The following is a 22,707-nucleotide window of genomic DNA, read 5'->3' on the forward strand; positions in this document are numbered from 1 at the left end:
CGGCCGGGGAGCTTCCGGGCCGCGGCTCGTGGAGACGGATCGTTCTCCGCCTCCACGAGCCGCCGGCGCGGGTCCGATCAGCGGCGCTCGGCGGCGACCAGCTCGGCGATCTGCACGGCGTTGAGCGCGGCGCCCTTGCGGAGGTTGTCGTTGGAGCAGAACAGCGCGAGCCCGTTGTCGACGGTCTCGTCGGCCCGGATCCGTCCGACGTAGGTCGGGTCCTGGCCGGCCGCCTGCAACGGGGTGGGCACGTCGGAGAGGGCCACACCGGGCGCGTCCGCGAGCAGCTCCCGGGCGTGCCGCGGGGTGATCGGCCGGGCGAACCGCGCGTTGATCTGGAGCGAGTGGCCGGTGAAGACGGGCACCCGGACGCAGGTGCCGGAGACCTTCAGGCCGGGGATCTCCAGGATCTTGCGGCTCTCGTTGCGGAGCTTCTGCTCCTCGTCGGTCTCGAATGAGCCGTCGTCCACGATCGAGCCGGCGAGCGGGAGCACGTTGTACGCGATGGGCTGCGCGAACGAGCGGGGCGCCGGGAACTCGACCGCGCGGCCGTCGAAGGTGAGCCCGCTGGCGTGCTCGGCGACCTTGCGGACCTGCTCGTCCAGCTCGGCGACGCCGGCCAGCCCGGCGCCGGACACCGCCTGGTACGTCGACACGACCAGGCTGACCAGCTGCGCCTCGGCGTGCAGCGGACGCAGCACCGGCATCGCGGCCATCGTGGTGCAGTTCGGGTTGGCGATGATGCCCTTGGGGCGTGCGGCGGCGGCGTGGGGGTTCACCTCGGCGACGACCAGTGGCACGTCCGGGTCCATCCGGAACGCGGACGAGTTGTCGATCACCACGGCACCGGCCTCGGCGACCCGGGGGGCGAGCTCCTTCGCGGTGCCCTTGCCCGCCGAGAAGAGCACGATGTCCAGCCCGGAGTAGTCGGCGGTGGCGGCGTCCTCCACGGTGATCTCGCCGTCCCGCCACGGCAGGGCGCGCCCCGCCGACCGCGCGGACGCGAACAACCGCACCTGCTCCGCCGGGAACTCCCGTTCCGCCAGCACCTGCCGCATCACACCACCGACCTGGCCGGTGGCCCCCACAATGCCGATCCTCATGCCCGCGAGGCTACCCAGCGCCGGGCCGGGAGGGGGAGCGCTTTCCCCGCGCCTGGGCAGACGTCACACCCGTTCCGCCCACGCGACCGGCGCGGCGGTCCGGCCCGCCGCGGAAACACCACCGTCGATAGCCGCGACGCCCGCAAGATCCCGCACCGAGCGACCCGGGAGCCGAAGCCTGTCCAGACGTGCGATCCACCTCACACCCGAGCCCCGGCCCCGGCCCCGGCCCCGGAGGCAGTGGCCGCCACACGCGGACGGCCACTTCCTCCGGGAACGAGCGCGGACCCGGGGGTCAGCGGGGGATGTCGATCAGCTCGCCCAGGTCGGTGGCGGCGAGTTCGTCACGGATCACCGCCGCGTCACCCTCGATCACCAACGTCAGCGACTCCGGGTGCAGGTGCGCGGCGGCGGCCGCGCTGACCTGGTCGACGTCGGCGGCGAGCAGCGCCTCCCGCAGTCGGGCGTGGTAGTCGTCCGGCAGGTCGTGCACCACCAGCGTGGCCAGCGCCGAGGCGATGGCCCGGGGGCTCTGCAACTCCACCGACAGCTGGCCGGCCCGCCACGACCGGGCCACCGCCAGCTCCTCCTCGGTCACCCCGCCGCTCTGCGTACGGCTGATCTCGCCGACCGCCTCGACCAGCGCGGCCGCGGTCACGGCCGTCTGGACACCGGAGCTGACCGCGAACCGGCCGAACCGGCGGGACGAGGCGAAGTCGCCCCGGATCCCGTACGTGTAGCCGCGCACCTCACGGATGAGGTGGTTGAGCCGGGAGGTGAACGCGCCGCCGAGCACCGTGCCGGCGAGGCTCGTCGGCACGTGGTCGGGGTGGGCGCGGTGCGGCGACGGGTGCCCGAGCCGCAGCGTGGACTGCACCGAGCCGGGGCGGTCGACCAGGAGGATCCGCCGACTGTCGTGCAGCGGCACCTCGATCGGCCCGCCGCGCTCCACCGGCCCGCCGCCGGTGCCGGCGAACGCCGCCGCGCCCAGCGCGTCCAGGTCGATCCGGTCCAGGTCGCCGGCGACGATCAGGGTGCCGGGGCGGATGAACCACTCGGAGTGGAAGACCGTCACGTCCTCCACGTCCAGGCCGGCGACCGAGTCCGGGTCGCCGTACATCGGCCGGCCCCACCGATTCTCGGCGCCGAACAGGTCGGCGCGCAGTGCCGCGTCCGCCCGGGGGCCCGGGTTGGCCCAGTCCATCCGCAGCGCGGTGGCCTCGTCATCGCGTACCCGGCGGACGTCCTCCGGGTCGAGTCGGGGCGTACGGGCGGCCTCGGCGAGCAGTTCCACGGCGGCGGTCACCCGGTCCACCGGGACCTGCACGCTGACCTGGAACGAGTCCCAGTCCAGCCCGGTCACCAGCTCGGTGCCGAGCCCTTCGACGGCGAGCGCGTACGCGGCCGCGTCCCGCTGGGCGGTGCCCTCCTCCAGGGCCTTGGCGAGCACCCCGCCGAGGCCCTCCTTGCCGGTGGGCTCCCGGCCGGCGCCGGCGTCGAGCAGCAGCAGCGCGACCGCGAGGTTCTGCCCGGGCAGGTGCGCGGCGACGATCTGACCGCCGGCCACGGTGCGGCGGACCACCGGCGGGAACCGGTAGGGGCGGGCGGCGCCCGGGCCGGGGCGCGAGGCGATCAGGGTCACGACGTCTCCTCGGCGTGGTAGGTCAGGGTCACCCGGTCGTCGGCGGCGAGCACCTCGGCGGCGGCCTCGGCGATCTGCTCGGCGGTCACCGCGAGCCAGGCGGGCAGGCGCTCGGCGGCGCGGGCCGGATCGCCGAACTGGGTGGCGTAGCGGCCCAGCGTGTCCGCCCGACCGTCCACGGTGGACATCTGCCGCCACCACGCGGTGCTGAGCAACGCCTTGGCGCGGTCCAGCTCGCTGGCGGTGACCGGCACGGTGACCAACTCGTCGATGACGGCGTGCAGCCCGGCGGCCAGCCGCTCGGCGCTCACCCCGGGACGGGCCGTGGCGGTGGCGATCAGTGGTGCCGGCGCGTGCGCCAGGTCCACCCCGTACGCCCCGACGAGGTCCGGCTGCGCGATCCGTTCACCGTCGGCGAGCCGCTGGTAGAGCCGGCTGCCCCGGCCGCTGCCGAGCACCGTGGCGAGCACGGTCATCACGTCGTAGCCGGGGCTGCCGAACGGGTGGGTGCGGTGGGCGACGTACACCCGGGGGGCCGGCACGTCGGCGGTGACCGTCTCGACGGCGGGCCGCCCGGTCGCCGGGACCGTCCGGCCGTCCGGCGCGGGTGGGATCTCCGACCGCGCCGGGATCGCGCCGAAGTACTTGTCGACCAGCGCGAACACCTCCACGGCGGACACGTCGCCGACCACCGTGAGCACCGCGTTGTTGGGCGCGTAGTACGTCCGGTGGAACTCCTGGAAGGTCTCCAGCGCGGCGGCGTTCAGGTCGGCCATCGAGCCGATCGTCGCGTGGTGGTAGGGGTGTCCGGGCGGGTAGAGCAGCGGCAGCAGCCGCAGCCAGGCGTCACCGTAGGGCACGTTCTCGTACCGCTGGCGCCGCTCGTTCTTGACGACCTCGCGTTGGTTGTCGAGCGTCTCCTGGGTCAGCGCCGGGACCAGGCCGCCCATCCGGTCCGCCTCCAGCCAGAGGGCGAGTTCCAGGTGCTCGGCGGGGACGGTCTCGAAGTAGTTCGTCCGGTCCGGGTTGGTGGTGGCGTTGAGCGAGCCACCCGAACCCTGGATCAGCTTCATGTGTTCGGTCTTGGCGACGTTCAACGAGCCCTCGAACATCAGGTGCTCGAAGAGGTGGGCGAACCCGGTCTGCCCTTCCGGCTCGTGCCGCGAACCGACGTCGTACCAGAGGTTCACCGCCACCGCCGGCGCGGTGCGGTCCTCGCTCACGACGACGCGCAGGCCGTTGTCCAGTCGGATCGTCTCGATGGGCCAGGGGTAACCGCTGTCGGGCATGACCCCGACGCTATCCGATCGCAAGGGCGGAAACGTGACGTGCGGCCGCCGGGCGAGCCGGGGCGATCCACCATGAGCCGGGCGGCGTCACCGTCCGGACGCATCGACCGCGCCGGCCCGGGTACCGGGGGTGCATGTCCGCGCCCAGCCCGCACCCCATCGCGTCCCGCGCCGGCTCCGCCCTGCGCCTGGCCGCCGCCGCGCTGGCCCACCTGCGCCGGGCCCGCGCGCTCCACCCGGCCGGCCGCTCGTTCGCCGGTGAGGTGACGATCTGGGGTACGGCGGGACCGCCGACCGGGGTGGCTCTGCTCGACGAGCCGGGGCGGTACCCGGCGACGGTCCGGCTCTCCAAGGGCGTGCCGACACCGGGCAGCTGGCCGGACGTGCTGGGCCTGGCGGTGCGCGTCCATCTCGACGAGGAACGCCCGTTCGACCTGTTGGCCAGCTCCAGCGCCGCGCCGCCGGCGCTGCGGGCGGTGCCGCTGCCACGGCGACGCTTCGCCGGGACGTACACCACGATCATGCCGCTGCACGCCCGTGGCCGGCGGGTGTGGCTGGCCGCGCTCGCCGACCCGGAGTCGACCGACCTGGGCCGCAGCCTCGCCGACGTCGGCGCCGCCACCCGGGCGGACGAGCCGCGGCTGGTGCTCGCGGTCGCGTCCGCCACCGGGCGGTGGCGACCGTTCGGGCAGGTCAGCATCGGCACCCAGCTCAGCGCCCGACAGGACGCAGCGCTGGCCTTCGACCCGATCGGCAACCTGCCGGCCGGCCTGTCCGCCGTCGGGCCGATGGCCTGGTTGCGGGCGCAGACCTACCGGGGTTCCCGGGAGGCCCACGGCGCCCGGGTTCAGTCCGGCGGCTCGTTGGGGGTCACCGTCTGATCGGAGGTCCGGTGCTCCAGGAAGGTGTCCGGCGCCATGTTCCGGTCCTCCCGGAGGTCCGACTCGGTGAGGATCGCCTCCGCCTGCGCCTCGGGGTCGTCGCTGCCGACCGCCGCCTCCTCGGGCAGCAGGTGGGCGCGGGCGTCGACGCGGTCCTGATCGTTCTGCTCGTCGGTCATGGCACCCCTCATACCCCCGGCCGGCCGTCCACACGCCCGGGCCCGCCGCGCGCCGGTCCCGCCAGGCGGACGTGTGGCTGAGGGTTCCCCCGGCCGTCGGGTACGCTTGGTCCCGTGACGCGGTCGTATCGATGGTTTAGGCAGCCGGCTGGAGGAGCCGGTGACTTCACCATGATCTGACGTCACCCTCTTCGAGCCGGCCGGGCAGGACCTCAGGTTCCTGCCCTTTCGTGTACGAGCAGCCGGCTCGACCCGGGCACCGGCCCCGGGGCACGGTCGGCGAAAGGATGCCCACCGTGACGACCCCGGAGACCGATCGGGTCAGTGATCAGCGGATCGATCGTGTCGTGCCGCTGACGACCCCGGCCCTGCTGCACCACGAACTGCCCCTGGACGACACGCTCGCCTCGGCCGTGCTGGCCGGCCGGCGCGCCGTCGGCCGGGTGCTCGACCGCGCGGACGACCGCCTGCTCGTCGTGGTCGGCCCGTGCTCGGTGCACGACCCGGCCGCGGCCCTGGACTACGCCCGACGGCTGCGCGTGGCGGCCGACCGGGTCGCCGACGACCTGCTGATCGTCATGCGGGTCTACTTCGAGAAGCCCCGCTCGACGGTCGGCTGGAAGGGCTTGATCAACGACCCCGCGCTGGACGGCTCGGGCGACGTCAACACCGGTCTGCGGCTGGCCCGCTCGCTCCTGCTCGACGTCCTGCGCGTCGGCCTGCCGGTGGGGTGCGAGTTCCTCGACCCGATCACCCCGCAGTACATCGCGGACACGGTGGCGTGGGGCGCGATCGGCGCCCGCACGGTGGAGAGCCAGGTGCACCGCCAGCTCGCCTCCGGCCTCTCCATGCCGATCGGCATGAAGAACCGCCCGGACGGCAGCATCGGCACCGCCGTGGACGCGATCCGCGCCGCCGGCGTACCGCACGTCTTCCCCGGCATCGACTTCTCCGGCACCCCGGCGATCATGCACACCCGCGGCAACGCGGACGGGCACCTGGTGCTCCGCGGCGGCGGCGGACGCCCCAACTACGACGCCGAGTCGGTCGCCGGCGCGATCGACCTGCTGCGGGCCGCTGGTCTGCCGGAGCGGGTGGTGGTCGACGCCAGCCACGCCAACAGCGGCAAGGACCACCGCAACCAGCCGGTGGTGGCCGACGACGTGGCCGCCCAGCTCGCCGCCGGGCAGCGCGGCATCGTCGGCATCATGCTGGAGAGCTTCCTCCAGCCCGGCCGCCAGGACCTCGACCCCACCCGCGAGCTGGAGTACGGCAAGTCCGTCACCGACGCCTGCATGGGTTGGGACACCACTGACGAGGTCCTCGACCGGCTCGCCGCCGCCGTCCGCGCCCGCCGCGCCACCCTCCCCACCCCCGCCTGACCCACCCCTCCCCTCCCGGGGCGCCCCGCCCCGGCCGGTTGGGGCGGGGTGTGGCGGGGGGCACAGGGTGGGGTGGAAGAACAGGTAGGGTGGCCTGGTTGTGTGGGGTGTCGGTGTGTCCAGTGTCCCCGGGCCTCACCCAACTGCCTTCGCGGAATACCGTCCGGCTGGAGCCGCGTCGAGCCACTCGCCGAGAGGCGACCTGCACACCGACACCCAGCGACGCCCCGGCCCTCGGGCCGGGGCGTCGCTGTCTCCGGGGCGGCCCCGCCGACGCCGGGCGGGTTTGACCGATTCGGGCACGGGTAGCTGATCGCCGTGACCGACGACGCACCCGTGACCGACGAGCCGGACACCCGACGCCTCGACGACCTGCTCGAGGACCTCTACCACGGCCAGGAGCGGATCAGCCAGGCGGACATCTACCGCCGGGCGGTCGCGGCCGAGCTGCCCGCGCACTGGCTCACCCGCATCGCCGCGCTGCCCGAGGGCGAGTACGCGGTGGACGAGGCGGCGGACCTGCTCGGCGGGTCGGTCACCTGACCAGCCCCCGCGCCCCCGGCGGAAGGAGGAAACCGATGTCCCATCACGAGGAGCCGCACGAGAAGGTCCCGGCGCTGGGCCAACCGCCGGAGGGCGTGGACACGCTGCCCGAGCCGGACTTCGCCAACGAGCACGACCGCACCGCGGTGGACCGCGACGTCATCACCGACGCCGACGAGGACGAGCGGGAGACGGAGGCCCCCCGCGGCTGGGCCGGCCAGGAGCACGGGACGACCCCGACCTGACCGTACGAAGGAGGAGCCGGCGCGGATCGCGTCGGCCCCTCCTGGTGTCCCGGTCAGTCCTCGTCGTCGTGACCGCCGCCCTCGGCGGCCTGCTGCGCCACGGCGTACCCCATCTGGAGGAAGTCCGACGCGGCGACCGCGGTCAGCGCGGTGGCCACCAGGCGGGTGAGCCGCGGGGCGAGCACCAGGCCGCCGGTGAGCCCGGTGGCCACCCAGACCGCGAGGCAGAACGGGCAGCTCAGCAGCTCCCCGATCGCGTGCCGGGCGGAGCTGCCCGAGTCGCGAACCTGCTCCATCACCTCGCCACTGCCGATGGGCCGGTCGTAGCGGGTGAACGGGGCGCGCAGTGGGCTCGTCACGGCGTCCTTGGAGAGCAGCCGGCTGAGCTTGTGCGTGGCGATCGACAACAGCACCACGTCGGCCGGGGAGGGGCGCTCGGGCACCGGCCGCCCGGTCGCCTTGACCAGGCCGGCGAGCGCGCCCGTGACGCCCGCGTACGTGCCCATGGCGGCCAGGTAGCCGCCGAGTGGCCGGTGCTCGTGGGGCGCGTACGCCTGGCGCAGCCGCGCCACCCTCTGCTTCAAGCCGCTGTCGGTCACCCGATCTCCTCGTCTCGCGTCCTGCGGGTGTCGCCGGCCGGGGTCGGCCCGGCCGGCGGGAACGGCGGCCCGTCCGGTGCCGCCGGACGCGGCCCGGCCCGGGCCGGCTCAGCCGGCCTGGAGGTTGTCGGCAACCTCGCGGGCCAGGGCGTCCAGCGCCTCCGCGGCGAGCCGGTCGGCGTCGGCCGTGCCGGTGTCGCCCAGGAGTTCGAAGCGGACGCGCGCGCCCCCGGCGTCCGCCGGGTCGACCCGGATCTCGCCGGACAGCTCGGCCGGCGACGGGGCGTTCCACCGGGCGCGCAGCTCCTCGCCGGTGATCTCCGGCGCGGCGGCGCCGTCGGTGCGCAGCTCCCCGGGCAGCCAGGCGGACGCCCGGTCGGGGTCGGTCGCCGTGCTGAAGACGACCTCCGGTGGGGCGGACATGCCGCGGTCGGCCTGTGCCCCCATCACTCGTCCCGCAGCCGGCTCGGGTCGACCTCACGGGCGGGGTGGCGGGCCAGGTATTCGGTCTCCAGCTCGGCCGTGCGCCGCAGGTGGTTGGCGAGGGCCGAGTCGGAGGCGTGCCGCAGCGTGTCGAGCCGGGTGCGGTGCAGGCTGTGCATCTCGCGGATCAGGTCCTCGTCGGCCAGCTCGGCCGGGTCGATGCCCAGCTCACCGCCGCCGTCGAGGCCGGCGGTGGCCGGGTCGGCCAGGTGGTCGCCGTTCCACTCGGGCATCCGCTGTTCGGGGCTGGCGTCCGCAGCGCCGCTCGACGGGTATCCGTCCTGTCGTACCGATCCGGTCATCGTCGGCCCCCTGTCTCGTCTGGGCTGGCATCTAGACGGTTGCCCAACCGGGGTGCCAGCAAACCTCACATCGCCGGACACAACTACGACGCCGCGTCGGAGAGACACGTGGGTGCCGGTACCCTCGATGCCATGAATCGGCTCTGGACACCGGCGTGGATCGCCCGCCACGTGGCCATGGTCGTGCTCGTCGGCGCGTTCCTCGCGCTGGGTTGGTGGCAGATCAGCCGCGCGGCCTCGGGCAACACGCTCAGCTGGGCGTACGCCTTCGAGTGGCCGATCTTCGCGGCGTTCGTGGTCTTCGTGTGGTGGCGTGAGCTGCGGCACACCCTGCGCGGCGACGAGACGTCGGGCGCCGAGCCGGAGGGCGGGCCGTCGCCGGTTCCGGCCGCCGTCACGGACGGCTCGGCGGCGGTCGCCGACCGACCGGCGGTACGCCGTCCGGTGCGGGTGCGTCGGGTGCCGGTGGCACCCGACGGGGTGGAGGACGCCGACCTGGCCGCCTACAACCACTACCTGTCATGGTTGAACGCCAATCCGGGAGCGAAGCCCGGTGACTACCCCGGCTGAGCCGGGTTCGGAAGGACGGACAGAGGTGGGCGGAGCCCTTACCCGGTACCGCGCGATCGCCTGGATCGTGGGCGTGGTGCTGATCCTGCTGGTCGTGGTCGGCATGCCGCTGAAGTACGTGTTCGACAACCCGGTCGTGGTGGAGACCATCGGCCCGGCGCACGGTTTCCTCTACATGGTCTACCTGGTGGCCGCGTTCGACCTGGCCCGCCGGGCGGACTGGCCGCTCAAGCGGATGCTCGCGGTGATGCTGGCCGGCACCGTGCCCTTCGTCTCGTTCTACGCCGAGCGTCGGGTGACCGGTTGGGTCAACCGCCCCGCCGAGCGCACCCCGGAGCCGGTCGCCGGTTGACCGGTCGGCGCCGGCCGGGGTCGGCCTGACCGGCGCCGACCGGTCAGCGGCTCGGTCGCCAGGGGTCGACCGAGGCGAGGGGTTCGTTCCACCCGCCGTAGCGGTTCATCTCACGGGCTCGCACCAGGGCTCGGGTGACCTGGCCGAACTGCCGCTCGTCGTCGGTGCTGAACAGCAGCACACTGTCGCCCCGGTAGAGCCCCCACAGCTCGTACGGGGGCGGCCGCCAGCGGTCGCCGGCGACGGCGATCAGCACGGGCACCAGCAGCACCGCGCCGAGGAGCAGGTACGCGCCGGCGGTGAGCCGTTGCAGCCCGCCGCTGAAGCCGAGCAGCAGCCCGACGCCGCCGATCGCCGCTCCGCTGGTGGCGACGGCGCGCACGGCGATCCGGTCGTGCGGGCCCCGGGTGCTGCGCAGGTGGGTGAGTTCGGCGACCTGGAAGGTGAGGCGGCCGACGGTGAATCGGTCGACGGTCACGATGATGCCGGGACGGGCATAGAGCAGCGTCGTTTTCGCGCCGGTCACCCTCGGTGAGCGCGGCGCTCGTGTGGTGGCGCCTTCAGGACTCACGGATTCCTCCCGCGGCGGTCGGCCGGGTCGGCTCCCCGCCGAGGTGGTGGCATCGGTGCCGGTCGGCGGGAATCCCGGCTCCGCGGTCCATTGTGTGGTGGCGTCGCCAACACGTACCGCCATTTCCCCGACTACCCGGGGCCGGGTCCGACGGGACATTGCCGGGAAAGGGAATCCATTTCGGCCTTTGTCGGTTATGGCGGCCTGCAATCCGGCGGCATGCGCTGACAACGACGAATGTCATCCACCCCTGCAAATGCCGCAAGCCAGGCGCGTCTCCGGCGCGCTCGCCTCGTTAGTGATCACGGTGGGTCACCTGCCGCAGCCGCACTTTCCACCACTTCGACAACATTCGCCCCGACTTCCACTGCGGGCGACAGGTGTCCCGGGTTAGATTCGGCGAGCCGGCCCGGCTCAGCGCCCACCACCCGGAGGGCCTCGGTCCGGTGCCGCCGAAGGCGTCAGCAAGCCGCCGGCGGCCGTGGGAGAGGAGCCTTCCGCTCTTGTCATCCCTGAGCAGACTGCTGCGTACGCTGGCGGTCACCGGCCTGTCGGCCGCGCTGATCGCCCCGGCGACGGCGGCGCACGCCGAACCGTCTCCGGCCGACCTCACCCGGCAGATCGAGAAGTCCTCCAGCGAGCTGGAGCGGGTGGTCGAGGCGTACAACAAGCTCTCCGAGGAGATCAAGTCCAACAAGGCCGCGGCGGACCGATTACAGGCCCGCATCGGCCCGCTGGAACGGCAGGCCGCGCAGAGCCGCGCGGACGTCGCCGAACTGGCCGCGACCGCGTACAAGACGGGCGGCCTGCGGACCGCCGACGCGCTGCTGCGACCGGGCGGCTCGGCCGCCGTGCTCGACCGGCTCGGCGCGATCGACCAGCTGACCCGGCAGCGCCAGGAGCAGATCGAGGGGTTCACCACCAGCCAGCGGCAGCTCATCGACGAGAAGAGCCGGCTGAGCCGGGTGCTCGCCCGGCAGGCCGCCCAGGCCCGGGAGCTGGACAACGCCAAGAAACGCATCGAGCGGGACCTGGCCCGGCTCTACGAGCTGCGCCGCCAGGCGTACGGCCGGGCGACCGAGGCACCGGCGCCGCGACCGGCCGCCGCCCGAGACGAGGCACCGGCGATCTCCGGCCAGGCCGGGGTGGCGGTCCGCTACGCGTACGGCGCGGTCGGCAAGCCGTACGCGTGGGCCGGCGAGGGCCCGAACGGCTACGACTGCTCCGGCCTGACCCTCGCGGCCTGGCGGGCGGCCGGCAAGTCACTGCCGCACAACGCCCGGATGCAGTGGGCCGCGGTGGCGCACATCGGTCGCGGCGAGCTCCGCCCGGGTGACCTGGTGTTCTACAGCGGGCTCGGGCACGTCGCCCTGTACATCGGCGGTGGCCAGGTGATCGACGCGCCCAGCGCCGGGCGCAACGTGCTCAAGCGCGGGATGAACATGATGCCGATCCACGGCTACGGCCGGGTGCGGTAGCCCGACCCGGAAGACGGCGAACGGCCGGCGTCCCCCTATCGGACGCCGGCCGTTCGCCGTCTTCACTACCAGCTCAGGCTGCCTGCAGCCCTTCGGCCCGGGCCAGCTCGCGGAGCCGACCGAGGGCCTGGATCTCCAGCTGGCGGATCCGCTCCCGGGAGAGCGAGAACCGCGAGGCGACCTCGGTGAGCGAGTGCTCACGGCCGTCCTCCAGCCCGTAGCGGGCCCGCATGATGCCCGCCGAGCGGTCGTCGAGGTGGTTGAGCAGACCCTCGATGCGCTGCCGCTCCAGCCCGGTCAGGACGATGTCCTCCGGCGACGGGGCGTCGCTGTCGGCGACCAGGTCGCCGAGGTTGGTGTCGCCGTCGTCGCCGACCGGGGTGTCCAGCGACACGGTGTCCTGCGACCAGCGGACCAGCTCGTTGACCCGCTCGACGGTGACGCCGAGCGCCGCCGCGATCTGCTCCGGCTCCGGGTCGCTGCCCAGCTCACGGGTGAGCTGACGGGCGACGTTGCGCATCCGGTTGACGTCCTCCACCAGGTGCACCGGCAGTCGCACGGTGCGCTCCTGCTGGGCGATCGCCCGGCTGATCGCCTGGCGGATCCACCAGGTGGCGTACGTCGAGAACTTGTAGCCCCGCTCGTAGTCGAACTTCTCGACCGCCCGGACGAGGCCGGTGTTGCCCTCCTGGATCAGGTCCAGCATGGGCATGCCCGACCGCACGTAGCGACGGGCGATCGACACGACCAGTCGCAGGTTCGCGCGGATGAACAGGTCCTTCGCGCGCTCACCCTCGACGACCAGCCGCTCCAGGTCCGCCCGGTCGACACCGGCGGGGACGCGGTCCTCGTCGAGCAGGTGCTCGGCGTAGAGGCCGGCCTCGATCGCCTTGGAGAGGTCGACCTCCTTGGCGGCGTCCAGCAGTGGCGTCCGGGAGATCTCGTGCAGGTAGACGCCGACCAGGTCGCGCTCCTCGGCGACCTCGTCGGTCCGCATGCCGATGTTCTTGTCCACGTTGCCCACGGTCCCCTCGCTCGCGCCGGTTGCCCGGTTCCTTGCCATCCCCACGTCCATCAGCTCCCCCGCAACTTCCGCTGTGCCCCCCGGCGCTGACACCTACACAACAGATAAGACGTGTCGGGGATTCCATGTCGTGAGTCGAAAGTGTCACGAATGCCTGAGTAGTAGCTGAGAGCCCAATCCATGTTTGCTGTCAGCACCCCGCCCGGGTGGCGCGCCGATGGGCACCTCGGACGGGTCGGCGACCCCGGTCGCGGCCGGCCCCTCGATATGGCAACACCGCGATGTCGTGGGGCACAGCGACCCGGGTCACCAGTGCGGTGCGATCCTGGTCACTGCTGGATACGCGCCGATGGACGGGTCGGTTCATCCACGGAGTTGGTATTACCCCGCGCCTGGTTGAACAATCCGCAGCCCGGTTCTATGCCCTGGGCCCGGCGGCGCGCCCGGTGGGTCAGGAAGCGAGCAGGGCGAGCGCTCCCCGGACCTGGTCGGCCGAGCGTGCCAGGGCGGCGCGGGCGGCCGGAACCCCGGCCCCGGAGACCAGCGAGACCAGGGCGGTCTTCAGGTCACCGTCGGCCTCGGCGAGCGCTCGGCGGGAGACCTCCTCGGAGCAGCCTGTCGCCTCCACGAGGATCGAGATCATCCGTCCCCGGAGTTTCGCGTTGGTCGCGACCATGTCGATCATGAGGTTCGAGTAGACCCGGCCCAGCCGGACCATCACGGCCGTCGAGAACGCGTTGAGCACCAGTTTCTGTGCGGTGCCCGCCTTCATGCGGGTCGAGCCGGTGACCACCTCGGGTCCGGAATCCACCCCGATGAACACGTCGACCGAACCGGCGGCCTCGGCCTCCGGATTGGCGCAGAGCAGCACCGTCGAGGCCCCCTTGGCGCGGGCCGCGGCGAGCGCCCCCAGGACGTACGGGGTGCGTCCACTGGCCGCCAGACCGACCACCAGGTCACCGGCGCGTACGCACTCCGCCGCCTCGGCCGCTCCGCCCCGGTCGTCGTCCTCGGCGTCCTCCACGGCCTGCCACATCGCGTCCGGGCCGCCGGCCAGGTGGGCACAGAACCAGCCCCGGGGCGAGTTGAAGGTGGGGGCGAGCTCGGCGGCGTCGAGCACCCCGAGCCGGCCGGAGGTGCCGGCGCCGAAGTAGTGCACCCGGTGGCCGCCCCGCAGCGCGGCCACGGCCAGGTCGACCGTGGCGGCGATCTCGTCGAGCACCGCGGCGACCGCGGCCGGCACCCGCCGGTCGGCGTCGTTGATCACGCGGAGCATGTCTCGCGTCGACAGCAGGTCCAGGTCGGCGCTGAGCGGGTTACGACGTTCGGTGGGGGCGCCGACCCGGATGACCGGGCGGGGGTCCGGGCTGGGTGACGACACCTCGTCCGGCTCCACGGCGCCGGCGGTCATCCCCGCCTCCGTCCGCCGCCCACCCGGTGCGACTGGACGGCCTCGGCCGTCGCCTCCAGGGCCTTCTTCGCGCGGGTCCGGTTGCGCGCGGCCACCCCGACGAACAGGCAGTCGACCACGGTGAGCTGGGCCAGCCGGCTCGCCATGGCGCCGGACCGGTAGGTGGTCTCCCGGGCCGCGGTGGTGAGGACGAAGTCGGCCACCTCGGTCAGCGGGGAGCGCGGGAAGTTGGTCAGCGCCACGGTGGTCGCCCCCCGGCCACGCGCCTGTTCCAGCACCTCGATCACGTCCGAGGTGGTGCCGGTGTGCGAGATGCCGACGGCGACGTCACCGCGCCCGAGCAGCGCGGCGGAGGTCAACGCCGTGTGCACGTCCGGGAAGTAGAAGGCGGTGCGGCCGATGCGGTGCAGCTTCTGCTGGAAGTCGGAGGCGACGAAGCCGCTGGCGCCGGCGCCGTAGACGTCGATCCGGCCGGCACCGGCGATGGCGTCCACCACCTGCTCGCAGACGGCCGGGTCGAGCTGCTCGGCCGTCTCCTCGACGGCGCGGGCGTCGTTGAAGGCGATGGTCGCGATGATCTGCGCCAGGTCGGCACCCGGCGGGATGTCACCGCCGACGACGCGCGCGTCCGGCGGCTCGATCCGGCGGGCGGCCTCGGCGGCGAGCCGAATGCGCAGCTGCGGGTAGCCGTCCATGCCGACCGACCGGCAGAACCGGATGACGGTGGCCTCGGAGGTCTCGGCCGCGGTGGCGAGGTCGGTGATCGTCCGGCGGGCCGCGTCGGCCGGGTCGGCGACGACCAGCCGGGCGACGCGCTGCTCGGCCGGCGACAGCGACGGGAGCAAGCCACTGATGTGGACGATCAGCCCACCGGGCTCGTGACTCGCAGAAATCTTCGAACTCTTCGCCACGGATGAAACTTACTTTCATGAGGCGCGAGCGTCAACCATGACCGCGCGTGTTGGGGAAACTACCGCCGACCGGGCCCACCCTCCGGGACAGCGTGGCATCCGCCCGACGCCCCCGCGTCGGCCAGCGGGACGACCCGCGCCGCCGACCGGGCACCCGGCGTACGGCGATCAGACGGCGAGGTTAGCGTGGGCCCCATGGTGCGACGCAGCGTACTGGTGACCGGCGGGACAGGCGGCCTGGGTGGGGCGGTCACCGCCGCGTTCCGCGAGGCGGGATGGCGGGTGATCGTACCGGAGCGTCGGAGCACGGCCACGGAGCCGGCGGTCGACGACCTGGTACGGGTGGCCGCGGACCTCACCGATCCGGCCGACGCGACGCGAGCGGTCGAGACGGCGGCCGGTGACGAGGCGGCGCCGCTGCGGGCGGTGGTGAACCTCGTCGGCGGTTACGCCAGCGGCGGGCTGGTGCACGAGACGCCGGTCGACGAGTTCGAGCGGATGCTCACCGTCAATCTGCGCCCCACCTACCTGGTCACCCGGGCGGCGCTGCCGCACCTGGTGGCCGCCGGCGGGGGCGCCGTGGTGTGCGTCTCGGCCCGGGCCGCGCTCAGTCCGTTCCCCGGGGCCGCCGGATACGCGACCGCCAAGGCGGCGGTGCTCGCCTTCGCCAACGCGGTCGCCGTGGAGTACCGGCGGTCGGGCGTGCGTGCCAACACGGTCCTACCCAGCGTCATCGACACCCCGGCCAACCGGGCGGCGCAACCGGACGCCGACCACTCGCGGTGGGTGGCTCCGGCCGAGATCGCTTCGGTGATCCGCTTCCTGGCCTCCGACGAGTCGGCACCGACCAGCGGCGCCGCGGTGCCGGTCTACGGGCGGGCCTGACCGGCGACCGGTCAGGTGCGGCCCCGGGCGGCGAGCGGCGCGGCGACGCCGCCGGGTGCCGGCGGGGGGTCCGATACGGCCGGCGCCTCCCCCACCTCGGCGGACGGGAGCCAGCCCGCGAGGTGCCGCTGGATCTGCCGGGACACCTCCTCGGCAGGGCGACCGGCGTCGACCAGCACGAACGTCGGATACTCGGGCAACGTCCGGTAGGCGGTGTCGGCCGCGGTGAGCCAGCCCATCGTCTCGTGGTCGGTGCCGCGCCGCTCGATCCGGTGGTACGCCTCGGCCGGGTCCACGGCGAGCAGGAACGTCACCTGCGGCTTCGGGAAGACCCGGTAGCCCGCCCGGGCGAGGCGCTCCCACCGGTGCCCGCCGTGCGCCCGGATGCTCGCGTACTGGCAGGCGGCGTAGCGGTCCATGACGGCGGTGCGCCCGGTGAGCAGGCAGCTGACCAGCGCGGCGGCGATGGCCACCCAGCGCAGCACGGACTCGACCGCCAGGAGGCCGTCGCGGCCGACGAGCCGCTGGGCGTCGGACCGGCCGACCCGCTGCGCGATCCGGCCGAGCCAGCGGCGGCCCCCGGCGTTGCGGTGGTAGGTGGCGGGACGGCCGGCCGCGGTGAGCGCGTCGGCGAGCCGATGTGCCTGGGTGGTCTTGCCGGAACCGTCGATCCCGATCAGGGCGACGGTGCGCAGTCGGCCGCGGCGACGGCGGCGATCCCGCAGTGATCTGACCACCTTGCACAGGCTATCCGACCGGCGCCGCCGGCCTTGGCGTTATGTCCCGTTCGATCCCGGTTCGCACCTGCCCGCGACGGACGCAGGTGTGGGCGCGCGGAGTGCCGGGTACGGGAGTTCGAATCCAGCCGCCTGTTTCACGACGACGGGAGCACCCGATGGCCGAGCGCGGGGACGAGACCCTGGTACACACCCTCAAGAAGGTCGCCGCCGTGCTCAAGCAGTCCGAGATCCCGTTCGCGCTCGGCGGGAGCTTCGCCGTGTACGCGCACGGCGGCCACTCCAGCGAGCACGACGTCGACTTCCTCATCCGGGAGCAGGACGTCGACCGGGCGCTGGAGGCGCTGGTCGAGGCCGGCTTCACCGCCGAGCGTCCGCCGGAGGACTGGCTCGTGAAGGTCTACGACGCCGGGCGGATGGTGGACCTGATCCACCGGCCGATCGAGACGCCGGTGACGGAGGAGACGTTCGCGGACACCGTGGTGCGCCCGGTCGATGCGATCCACATGCCGGTGCTCTCCGCGACCCAGCTCATGGTGCACAAGCTGCTCAGCTTCTCCCAGCACTACTGCGACTTCGCCCGCGGGCTGCCGTTGGCCCGCTCCCTGCGCGAGCAGATCGACTGGGAACGGGTACGGAAGGAGACGCAGCACTCGCCGTACGCCGAGGCGTTCCTGGTGCTGCTGGACCGGCTCGAGGTGGTGCCGGATGCCGGCACCTCGGCAGAGAAGGGGACATCGTGACCCAGCACCGCGACACCGGCATCGGGCCACCCGACGAGTACCTGGAGGCGGAGATCCACCGGCTGCTGGCCGAGGACCCCTCCGTCGCCGAGCAGGGGATCACCGTGGTCCGCCGGGAGAACGGGCTCGTCCTCTACGGCGAGGTCGAGAGCCGCCACCGACGGGAGGAGATCCTGCGCCGGGTCTCCGAGCGGTTCCCGGACCTGCCGGTCACCAGCGAGATCGGGGTGATCCGCACGCAGGCGCCGACGGAGATCGAGCAACTGCCCTGAGGGAGGTTCATGGTGATCCGGATCGCTGCCGTCGGCGACGTGCATCTGGACAAGGACGTTGTCGGCCGGTTCCGGCCGGCGCTGGAGGAGTTGCCCGACTGCGCGGACGCGCTACTGCTCGCCGGTGACCTCACCCGGCACGGCACCGAGGCCGAGGCGCAGTGCGTGGCGCAGGAGTTCGGCGGGTTGGGCGTACCGGTGATCACGGTGCTCGGCAACCACGATCACCAGTGCGACCAGGTGCCGCAGGTGGTCAAGGTGCTGGAGGACGCGGGCATCACCGTGCTGGAGGGCACGGGCGTAGTGCTGGAGTGCGCCGGTGGCCGGCTCGGGATCGCGGGCGTCAAGGGCTTCGGCGGCGGCTTCGCCGGCCGCTGCGCCAGCGACTTCGGTGAGCCGGAGATGAAGGCGTTCGTCCGGACGACCACGGAGAGCGCCGACCGGCTGGCCGACGCGCTGCACAGCCTCGACTGCGACCTGCTGGTGGCCCTGACCCACTACGCCCCCGTGCCCGACACGCTCGCCGGCGAGCCGCTGGAGATCTACCCGTTCCTCGGGTCGTACCAGCTCGGTCAGGCGATCGACTCGGCGCCGACCGCGCTGGCCCTGCACGGGCACGCGCACGCGGGCTCGGAGCGCGGCACGACGCCGGGCGGCGTACGCGTCCGCAACGTCGCGCACCCGGTGATCAAGCAGGCGTACAGCATCTTCCACCTGGGTGATCATCTCGATCCGGGCGAGGTTTCCCGAGTCGACGCATCGGGTACCTGATCGCCATGGAGCTGATTCTCTGGATTCTCGCGGTCGTACTGGTCGTTGCCGGCATCCTGGCACTGTTCCGCCGGCAGATCCTGTGGGGCATCGTCCTCATCATCGTCGGTCTGCTCGTCGGCCCTGGTGGCGTCAGCATCTTCAACACCTGACGGGCTCTCGTGGCCCCTGGACCCGCCGGGGTCGTCGTGATCGGTCTCCGTCCTCCCGACAGGAGCACCGGACACGGCGACTCCGGCGCTGTTTCTCCGGCCCGCTGACAGCCGTACGACGGTCCCGCGCGGTCTGACCTGGCCGACCAGGGGGAAAGAGGGCGACATGGGGAACACGCGGAACGCGCCCGCCGCCTCCGGCCGACGCGCCTGGTGGGCCCTCGCCGGTTTCGCGGCGGCGGTGTTCGTCGCGGCCGCGATCGGCGGGCTGGGGGTCCAGGGCACCACCGACGAGTACGCGAACCTGCGGCAGCCCGCCTGGGCGCCGCCCTCATGGCTGTTCGGCCCGGTGTGGTCGCTGCTCTACGCGCTGATCGCAGTCGCGGGCTGGCTGGTGTGGCGTCGGGTCGGCTTCTCCCCCGCACTCTGGGTGTGGACCGCCCAACTGGTGCTCAACGCCATCTGGACGCCGCTGTTCTTCGGGGCGGGCCGCAACGGTCTGGCGTTCGCCGACATCGTGCTGATGTGGCTGGCGATCGGGCTCACCGTCGTGCTCTTCGCCCGGGTGTCCCGGGTGGCCGCGGCGCTGCTGCTGCCCTACTGGGCCTGGGTCACGTTCGCCGCCGCGTTGAACCTGTCGATCTGGCGGTTGAACTCCTGACCCACCGGTCCCCGGCGAGCGCCGCCCGCCGGGGACCGCCGTCGCCTCGGGATCAGCAGCGGGGGACGTTCGGGATGTAGCCGTCGTAGCCGGTGTAGACGTACGCGTCGGAGATGAAGCGGCCGGAGCCGATCCGGTCCCAGATCGAGCTGGTGCCGTACGTGCCGGTGACGCTGGTGCCGCTGGTCTGGCACTGGATGGTCACCCGGGTGCCGTCGGCCACCGTGCCGACCGAGCTGTAGCCGGTGCCGGGCCCGGAGCGGACGGTCAACGGGGTGCCGCTGGTGTCGACCGTGCCGCTGCCGGCGCCCGAGGAGCAGCCGTTGTCGCTGCTGTAGGACTTGGTGCCCCAGTAGAGGGCGAGGGCGCCGTTGAACCGGACCTGGATGTCACTGCCGTTGAGCCGCTGCTCGTAGTGCAGGTGCGGGCCGGTGGAGCCGCCGGTGCTGCCCACCCAGCCGATGACCTTGCCGTAGCCGACGCTCTGGCCGACGGAGACGTTGAAGCCGCTCAGGTGGGCGTAGTAGGTGTGGTAGCCGCCGGCGTGACTGATCCGGACGTACTTTCCGTAGCTGGTACCCCCGAGATCGGTGACCCGGTCGACGGTGCCGGGGGCGCTGGCCACCACCGGGTCGCCGGCGTCGTCGGTGCGGTTGAAGTCGATCGCGTACGCCGGGCTGTGGCCGCTGCGGGTCTGGCCGGACCAGGACTGACCGCAGGGGAACGGCACCTTGAAGGTGGGCGCGGCCACCGCCGGGGACGCCGGCACGAGCACGCCGACGACCAGCAGGACGGCCGCCATCAGGCTGAACCACCGCTTACGCATCCAGCTCCTCCTATGTTGAAAACCTTCGATGTGATGCGTACAGCGTGACAGATATCGTCAGCCTTCGAAAGGTGCGTGGGAGCGCGACCAACGGCCGGCCGCGAGGTTTCCAGATTGTTACTTGTCCGTGTCTGACAGGGGGTGGACCCCGTCGGATGCAAGCGCTTACATGTGGGGACGCCCATCGGACCGGCGCCAGGTCACGACCACGACCGCGCCGGCAAGAAAGGAGGACGGCATGGCGGTCTTTGCCAGACCACGCCAGGCCTTCGTGATCGCCGGCGTACTCGGGTTGGCGCTCAGCGCCACCGCCTGCGGCACCGGCAACGACAAGGGAAGCGACAAAGCGGACTCGGCCGAGTGCGCCGCCTATTCGAAGTACGAGGGTCACGACGGCAAGAAGGTCTCCATCTACGCGTCCATCCGTGACGCCGAGGCTGACCTGCTGCGGGACTCCTGGAAGCAGTTCGAGGACTGCACCGGCATCGAGATCGACTACGAGGGCAGCGGCGAGTTCGAGGCGCAGCTCCCCGTCCGGGTCGACGGCGGCAACGCGCCCGACCTGGCGTTCGTGCCGCAGCCGGGTCTGGTCAAGCGGTTCGCCGACGCCGGCAAGCTGAAGGCCCTCGGCGCCGACACCAAGGCGCTGGCCGAGCAGAACATGCCGGCCGACTGGCTGAAGTACGCCACCATCAACGGCACCCTCTACGGTGTGCCGCTCGGCGCCAACGTGAAGTCCTTCGTCTGGTACTCGCCGAAGCTCTTCAAGGAGAAGGGCTGGACGGTCCCGACCAGCTGGGACGACATGATCAAGCTCAGCGACACGATCGCGGCCAGCGGCATCAAGCCGTGGTGCGCCGGCATCGAGTCCGGTGATGCCACCGGCTGGCCGGCCACCGACTGGATCGAGGACGTGCTGCTGCGCACGCAGGGCCCCGAGGTCTACGACCAGTGGACGACCCACGCGATCCCGTTCAACGACCCGAAGGTCGCCGACGCCCTCGACCGGGCCGGCACCATCCTCAAGAACGAGAAGTACGTCAACGGCGGCTTCGGTGGCGTGAAGAGCATCGCCACCACCTCCTTCCAGGAGGCCGGCGTGCCGGTCACCACGGGCAAGTGCGCCATGCACCGCCAGGCGTCGTTCTACGCGAACCAGTTCCCCGAGGGCACGAAGGTCGCCGAGGACGGCGACGCGTTCGCCTTCTATTTTCCGGCCATCGACCCGGCCAAGGGCAAGCCCGTGCTGGGTGCCGGCGAGTTCGTCGTCGCCTACACCGACCGCCCCGAGGTCCAGGCGGTGCAGACCTACCTGGCGTCCGCCGAGTACGTCAACAGCCGCGCGAAGCTCGGCAACTGGGTCACGGCGAACAACAAGCTGGACATCGCCAACGTCGCCAGCCCGATCGACAAGCTCTCCGTCCAGATCCTGCAGGACAAGAGCGGCGTCTTCCGCTTCGACGGATCGGACCTGATGCCGGCCGCGGTCGGCGCGGGCACGTTCTGGAAGGGCATGGTCGACTGGATCAACGGCAAGGACACCGCGTCGGTGCTCCAGGGCATCGAAGGCAGCTGGAAGTGATCTGAACGGTGGGCCGGCCCGCGCACGCGGGCCGGCCCACCGGCGGATCCGGACCTGGGAGGGTCGATGGAGTTCGACTTCGCGGAGGAACAGCCGAAGTTCCTCATGCTGATGTACGGGCTGATCGCTTTCGTCGCGGTGGTGGGCGGTCTGCTCCTCCTGCTCGACGTGGTGCCGGCCTGGTTCGCCCGCCGCCGGGAGGCGCAGCTCGTCGCCGCGTCCGCCAGCGGCGCCCCGCTCCCCCGTCGGAAGAAGCCACGGGAAGGCCTGTTCGCGCTCTTCTTCCTGTTGCCGACGGTGCTGCTGCTCCTCATCGGGCTGGTCGTGCCGGCCATCCGCACCGTGCTGCTCTCCCTGATGGACGCGGAGAGCGACAACTGGGTGGGGCTGGCCAACTACAGCTGGCTGTTCTCCGAGGACTCGATCGTCCGGGTACTCATCAACACCCTGGTCTGGGTGCTCCTGGTGCCGCTGGTGGCGACCTCGTTCGGCCTGATCTACGCCGTGCTGGTGGACCGGGTCAGGTTCGAGGCGTTCGCCAAGTCCCTCATCTTCCTGCCGATGGCGATCTCCTTCGTCGGCGCGAGCATCATCTGGAAGTTCGTCTACGCCTACCGGGGCGAGGGCGACCAGATCGGCCTGCTCAACCAGATCGTGGTCAGCCTCGGCGGCGAGCCCAAGCAGTGGCTGCTCGAATCACCGCTGAACACGCTGCTGCTGATCGTGATCATGGTCTGGATCCAGGCCGGCTTCGCCATGGTGGTGCTCTCCGCCGCCATCAAGGCGATCCCCGCGGACATCGTGGAGGCCGCCCGGCTCGACGGCGTCACGTCGTGGCAGATGTTCCGGCGGATCACCCTGCCGAGCATCCGACCGGCGCTGATCGTCGTCGTCGTGACCATCACCATCGCCACGCTCAAGGTCTTCGACATCGTCCGGACCTCGACCAACGGCAACTACGACACCAGCGTGATCGCCAACGAGATGTACAACCAGGCGTTCCGGTACGGCCAGAACGGGCAGGGCTCCGCACTCGCGGTCTTCCTCTTCATCCTGGTCATCCCGGTCGTGATCTACCAGATCCGCAACCTCCGTCAGCAGCGGGAGGGCTGA

At 72.4% G+C, this 22,707-nt stretch carries 28 protein-coding genes; 15 read left to right on the plus strand and 13 right to left on the minus strand.

From position 1 onward, the window contains the following. Nucleotides 1–77 precede the first annotated feature (77 nt). The 3 genes from ACIBTV_RS11085 to ACIBTV_RS11095 all read right to left on the minus strand — a co-directional run bounded on the left by ACIBTV_RS11085 (nt 78) and on the right by ACIBTV_RS11095 (nt 4,034). Nucleotides 78–1,103, minus strand: a complete 1,026-nt coding sequence (locus ACIBTV_RS11085; protein WP_396703843.1) for an aspartate-semialdehyde dehydrogenase — start codon at nt 1,101–1,103, stop codon at nt 78–80. Nucleotides 1,104–1,398: 295 nt separating this feature from the next. After that, nucleotides 1,399–2,745 (minus strand): M16 family metallopeptidase, encoded by a 1,347-nt coding sequence (locus ACIBTV_RS11090; protein ID WP_396703844.1) that lies wholly within the window; start codon nt 2,743–2,745, stop codon nt 1,399–1,401. After that, a complete protein-coding gene (locus ACIBTV_RS11095) occupies nt 2,742–4,034 on the minus strand; it encodes a M16 family metallopeptidase (RefSeq protein WP_396703845.1) in 1,293 nt (430 codons plus the stop codon). The genes ACIBTV_RS11090 and ACIBTV_RS11095 overlap by 4 nt, the downstream gene beginning before the upstream one ends. 134 nt (nt 4,035–4,168) lie before the next feature. On the opposite strand from ACIBTV_RS11095, the gene ACIBTV_RS11100 reads away from it, so the two are divergent. Beyond that, nucleotides 4,169–4,915 (plus strand): phosphodiesterase, encoded by a 747-nt coding sequence (locus tag ACIBTV_RS11100; RefSeq protein ID WP_396703846.1) that lies wholly within the window; start codon nt 4,169–4,171, stop codon nt 4,913–4,915. Here ACIBTV_RS11100 and ACIBTV_RS11105 read toward each other — a convergent pair. Continuing rightward, entirely contained in the window at nt 4,882–5,094 is a 213-nt protein-coding gene (locus ACIBTV_RS11105) for a hypothetical protein (protein WP_396703847.1), read from the minus strand. The two genes, ACIBTV_RS11100 and ACIBTV_RS11105, sit on opposite strands and share 34 nt — an antisense overlap. Nucleotides 5,095–5,381: 287 nt before the next feature. On the opposite strand from ACIBTV_RS11105, the gene ACIBTV_RS11110 reads away from it, so the two are divergent. The 3 genes from ACIBTV_RS11110 (at nt 5,382) to ACIBTV_RS11120 (ending at nt 7,264) form a co-directional block, all read left to right on the plus strand. After that, nucleotides 5,382–6,476, plus strand: a complete 1,095-nt coding sequence (locus ACIBTV_RS11110; RefSeq protein WP_396703848.1) for a 3-deoxy-7-phosphoheptulonate synthase — start codon at nt 5,382–5,384, stop codon at nt 6,474–6,476. Between the two features lie 309 nt (nt 6,477–6,785). Further along, complete coding sequence (locus tag ACIBTV_RS11115) at nt 6,786–7,019, plus strand: hypothetical protein (protein ID WP_377520120.1); 234 nt, start codon at nt 6,786–6,788, stop codon at nt 7,017–7,019. A gap of 35 nt (nt 7,020–7,054) precedes the next feature. Continuing rightward, a complete protein-coding gene (locus ACIBTV_RS11120) occupies nt 7,055–7,264 on the plus strand; it encodes a hypothetical protein (protein ID WP_396703849.1) in 210 nt (69 codons plus the stop codon). Between the two features lie 53 nt (nt 7,265–7,317). Here the strand turns inward: ACIBTV_RS11120 and ACIBTV_RS11125 are convergent, their stop codons facing one another. The 3 genes from ACIBTV_RS11125 to ACIBTV_RS11135 form a co-directional block, all read right to left on the minus strand. After that, nucleotides 7,318–7,863 carry a DUF1360 domain-containing protein gene (locus tag ACIBTV_RS11125; protein ID WP_396703850.1) on the minus strand — a complete coding sequence of 182 codons (546 nt, stop codon included), beginning with the start codon at nt 7,861–7,863 and terminating at the stop codon, nt 7,318–7,320. 108 nt (nt 7,864–7,971) lie between these two features. Beyond that, on the minus strand, nt 7,972–8,310 hold the full coding sequence (locus ACIBTV_RS11130) for a hypothetical protein (RefSeq protein WP_396703851.1): 339 nt from the start codon (nt 8,308–8,310) through the stop codon (nt 7,972–7,974). Next, nucleotides 8,310–8,648, minus strand: coding sequence for a DUF6158 family protein (locus ACIBTV_RS11135; RefSeq protein ID WP_396703852.1), 339 nt, complete (start codon nt 8,646–8,648; stop codon nt 8,310–8,312). The genes ACIBTV_RS11130 and ACIBTV_RS11135 overlap by 1 nt, the downstream gene beginning before the upstream one ends. Nucleotides 8,649–8,780: 132 nt before the next feature. On the opposite strand from ACIBTV_RS11135, the gene ACIBTV_RS11140 reads away from it, so the two are divergent. Together ACIBTV_RS11140 and ACIBTV_RS11145 are read left to right on the plus strand one after the other, a co-directional pair. Beyond that, nucleotides 8,781–9,218 carry a hypothetical protein gene (locus tag ACIBTV_RS11140; RefSeq protein ID WP_396703853.1) on the plus strand — a complete coding sequence of 146 codons (438 nt, stop codon included), beginning with the start codon at nt 8,781–8,783 and terminating at the stop codon, nt 9,216–9,218. Between the two features lie 25 nt (nt 9,219–9,243). Next, nucleotides 9,244–9,570 carry a DUF3817 domain-containing protein gene (locus ACIBTV_RS11145; protein WP_396703854.1) on the plus strand — a complete coding sequence of 109 codons (327 nt, stop codon included), beginning with the start codon at nt 9,244–9,246 and terminating at the stop codon, nt 9,568–9,570. A 43-nt stretch (nt 9,571–9,613) separates the two neighbouring features. On the opposite strand, the gene ACIBTV_RS11150 is transcribed toward ACIBTV_RS11145, so the two are convergent. Then, a complete protein-coding gene (locus ACIBTV_RS11150) occupies nt 9,614–10,096 on the minus strand; it encodes a DUF6232 family protein (protein ID WP_396703855.1) in 483 nt (160 codons plus the stop codon). A gap of 548 nt (nt 10,097–10,644) precedes the next feature. Between ACIBTV_RS11150 and ACIBTV_RS11155 the strand changes: the two genes are divergently transcribed. Then, entirely contained in the window at nt 10,645–11,619 is a 975-nt protein-coding gene (locus ACIBTV_RS11155; protein ID WP_396703857.1) for an NlpC/P60 family protein, read from the plus strand. 73 nt (nt 11,620–11,692) lie between these two features. Here the strand turns inward: ACIBTV_RS11155 and ACIBTV_RS11160 are convergent, their stop codons facing one another. From ACIBTV_RS11160 to ACIBTV_RS11170, 3 genes are all read right to left on the minus strand, one after another. Then, complete coding sequence (locus tag ACIBTV_RS11160) at nt 11,693–12,682, minus strand: RNA polymerase sigma factor RpoD/SigA (RefSeq protein WP_396703858.1); 990 nt, start codon at nt 12,680–12,682, stop codon at nt 11,693–11,695. A 412-nt stretch (nt 12,683–13,094) separates the two neighbouring features. After that, a complete protein-coding gene (gene murQ, locus ACIBTV_RS11165) occupies nt 13,095–14,054 on the minus strand; it encodes an N-acetylmuramic acid 6-phosphate etherase (protein ID WP_396703859.1) in 960 nt (319 codons plus the stop codon). Further along, complete coding sequence (locus ACIBTV_RS11170) at nt 14,051–14,965, minus strand: MurR/RpiR family transcriptional regulator (RefSeq protein WP_396703860.1); 915 nt, start codon at nt 14,963–14,965, stop codon at nt 14,051–14,053. The genes murQ and ACIBTV_RS11170 overlap by 4 nt, the downstream gene beginning before the upstream one ends. Nucleotides 14,966–15,160: 195 nt before the next feature. Between ACIBTV_RS11170 and ACIBTV_RS11175 the strand changes: the two genes are divergently transcribed. Then, nucleotides 15,161–15,850 (plus strand): SDR family NAD(P)-dependent oxidoreductase, encoded by a 690-nt coding sequence (locus ACIBTV_RS11175; protein ID WP_396703861.1) that lies wholly within the window; start codon nt 15,161–15,163, stop codon nt 15,848–15,850. Between the two features lie 11 nt (nt 15,851–15,861). Here the strand turns inward: ACIBTV_RS11175 and ACIBTV_RS11180 are convergent, their stop codons facing one another. Continuing rightward, entirely contained in the window at nt 15,862–16,587 is a 726-nt protein-coding gene (locus ACIBTV_RS11180) for a dTMP kinase (RefSeq protein WP_396703862.1), read from the minus strand. 158 nt (nt 16,588–16,745) lie between these two features. Here ACIBTV_RS11180 and ACIBTV_RS11185 point away from each other — a divergent pair, with 158 nt between their 5' ends. The 5 genes from ACIBTV_RS11185 (at nt 16,746) to ACIBTV_RS11205 (ending at nt 19,186) form a co-directional block, all read left to right on the plus strand. Beyond that, nucleotides 16,746–17,330, plus strand: coding sequence for a nucleotidyltransferase (locus ACIBTV_RS11185; RefSeq protein ID WP_091595676.1), 585 nt, complete (start codon nt 16,746–16,748; stop codon nt 17,328–17,330). Further along, the gene (locus tag ACIBTV_RS11190) at nt 17,327–17,602 is read left to right on the plus strand and encodes a hypothetical protein (RefSeq protein WP_396703863.1); all 276 of its coding nucleotides are present in this window, start codon (nt 17,327–17,329) and stop codon (nt 17,600–17,602) included. The genes ACIBTV_RS11185 and ACIBTV_RS11190 overlap by 4 nt, the downstream gene beginning before the upstream one ends. Before the next feature lie 9 nt (nt 17,603–17,611). Next, nucleotides 17,612–18,373, plus strand: a complete 762-nt coding sequence (locus tag ACIBTV_RS11195) for a metallophosphoesterase (protein ID WP_091595672.1) — start codon at nt 17,612–17,614, stop codon at nt 18,371–18,373. A gap of 5 nt (nt 18,374–18,378) precedes the next feature. Continuing rightward, entirely contained in the window at nt 18,379–18,525 is a 147-nt protein-coding gene (locus ACIBTV_RS11200; RefSeq protein WP_172836512.1) for a GPGG-motif small membrane protein, read from the plus strand. Nucleotides 18,526–18,691: 166 nt separating this feature from the next. Next, nucleotides 18,692–19,186: a TspO/MBR family protein gene (locus ACIBTV_RS11205; protein ID WP_396703864.1), complete on the plus strand. Its 495-nt coding sequence runs from the start codon at nt 18,692–18,694 to the stop codon at nt 19,184–19,186. A gap of 52 nt (nt 19,187–19,238) precedes the next feature. Here ACIBTV_RS11205 and ACIBTV_RS11210 read toward each other — a convergent pair whose 3' ends face one another. Continuing rightward, on the minus strand, nt 19,239–20,012 hold the full coding sequence (locus tag ACIBTV_RS11210) for a peptidoglycan DD-metalloendopeptidase family protein (RefSeq protein ID WP_396703865.1): 774 nt from the start codon (nt 20,010–20,012) through the stop codon (nt 19,239–19,241). Between the two features lie 238 nt (nt 20,013–20,250). On the opposite strand from ACIBTV_RS11210, the gene ACIBTV_RS11215 reads away from it, so the two are divergent. Together ACIBTV_RS11215 and ACIBTV_RS11220 are read left to right on the plus strand one after the other, a co-directional pair. Further along, nucleotides 20,251–21,594 (plus strand): ABC transporter substrate-binding protein, encoded by a 1,344-nt coding sequence (locus ACIBTV_RS11215; protein WP_396703866.1) that lies wholly within the window; start codon nt 20,251–20,253, stop codon nt 21,592–21,594. A gap of 66 nt (nt 21,595–21,660) precedes the next feature. Beyond that, the gene (locus ACIBTV_RS11220; RefSeq protein ID WP_396703867.1) at nt 21,661–22,707 is read left to right on the plus strand and encodes a carbohydrate ABC transporter permease; all 1,047 of its coding nucleotides are present in this window, start codon (nt 21,661–21,663) and stop codon (nt 22,705–22,707) included.

The sequence above is a fragment of the Micromonospora sp. NPDC049366 genome (genome assembly GCF_044466625.1).
Taxonomy (GTDB): Bacteria; Actinomycetota; Actinomycetes; order Mycobacteriales; family Micromonosporaceae; genus Micromonospora.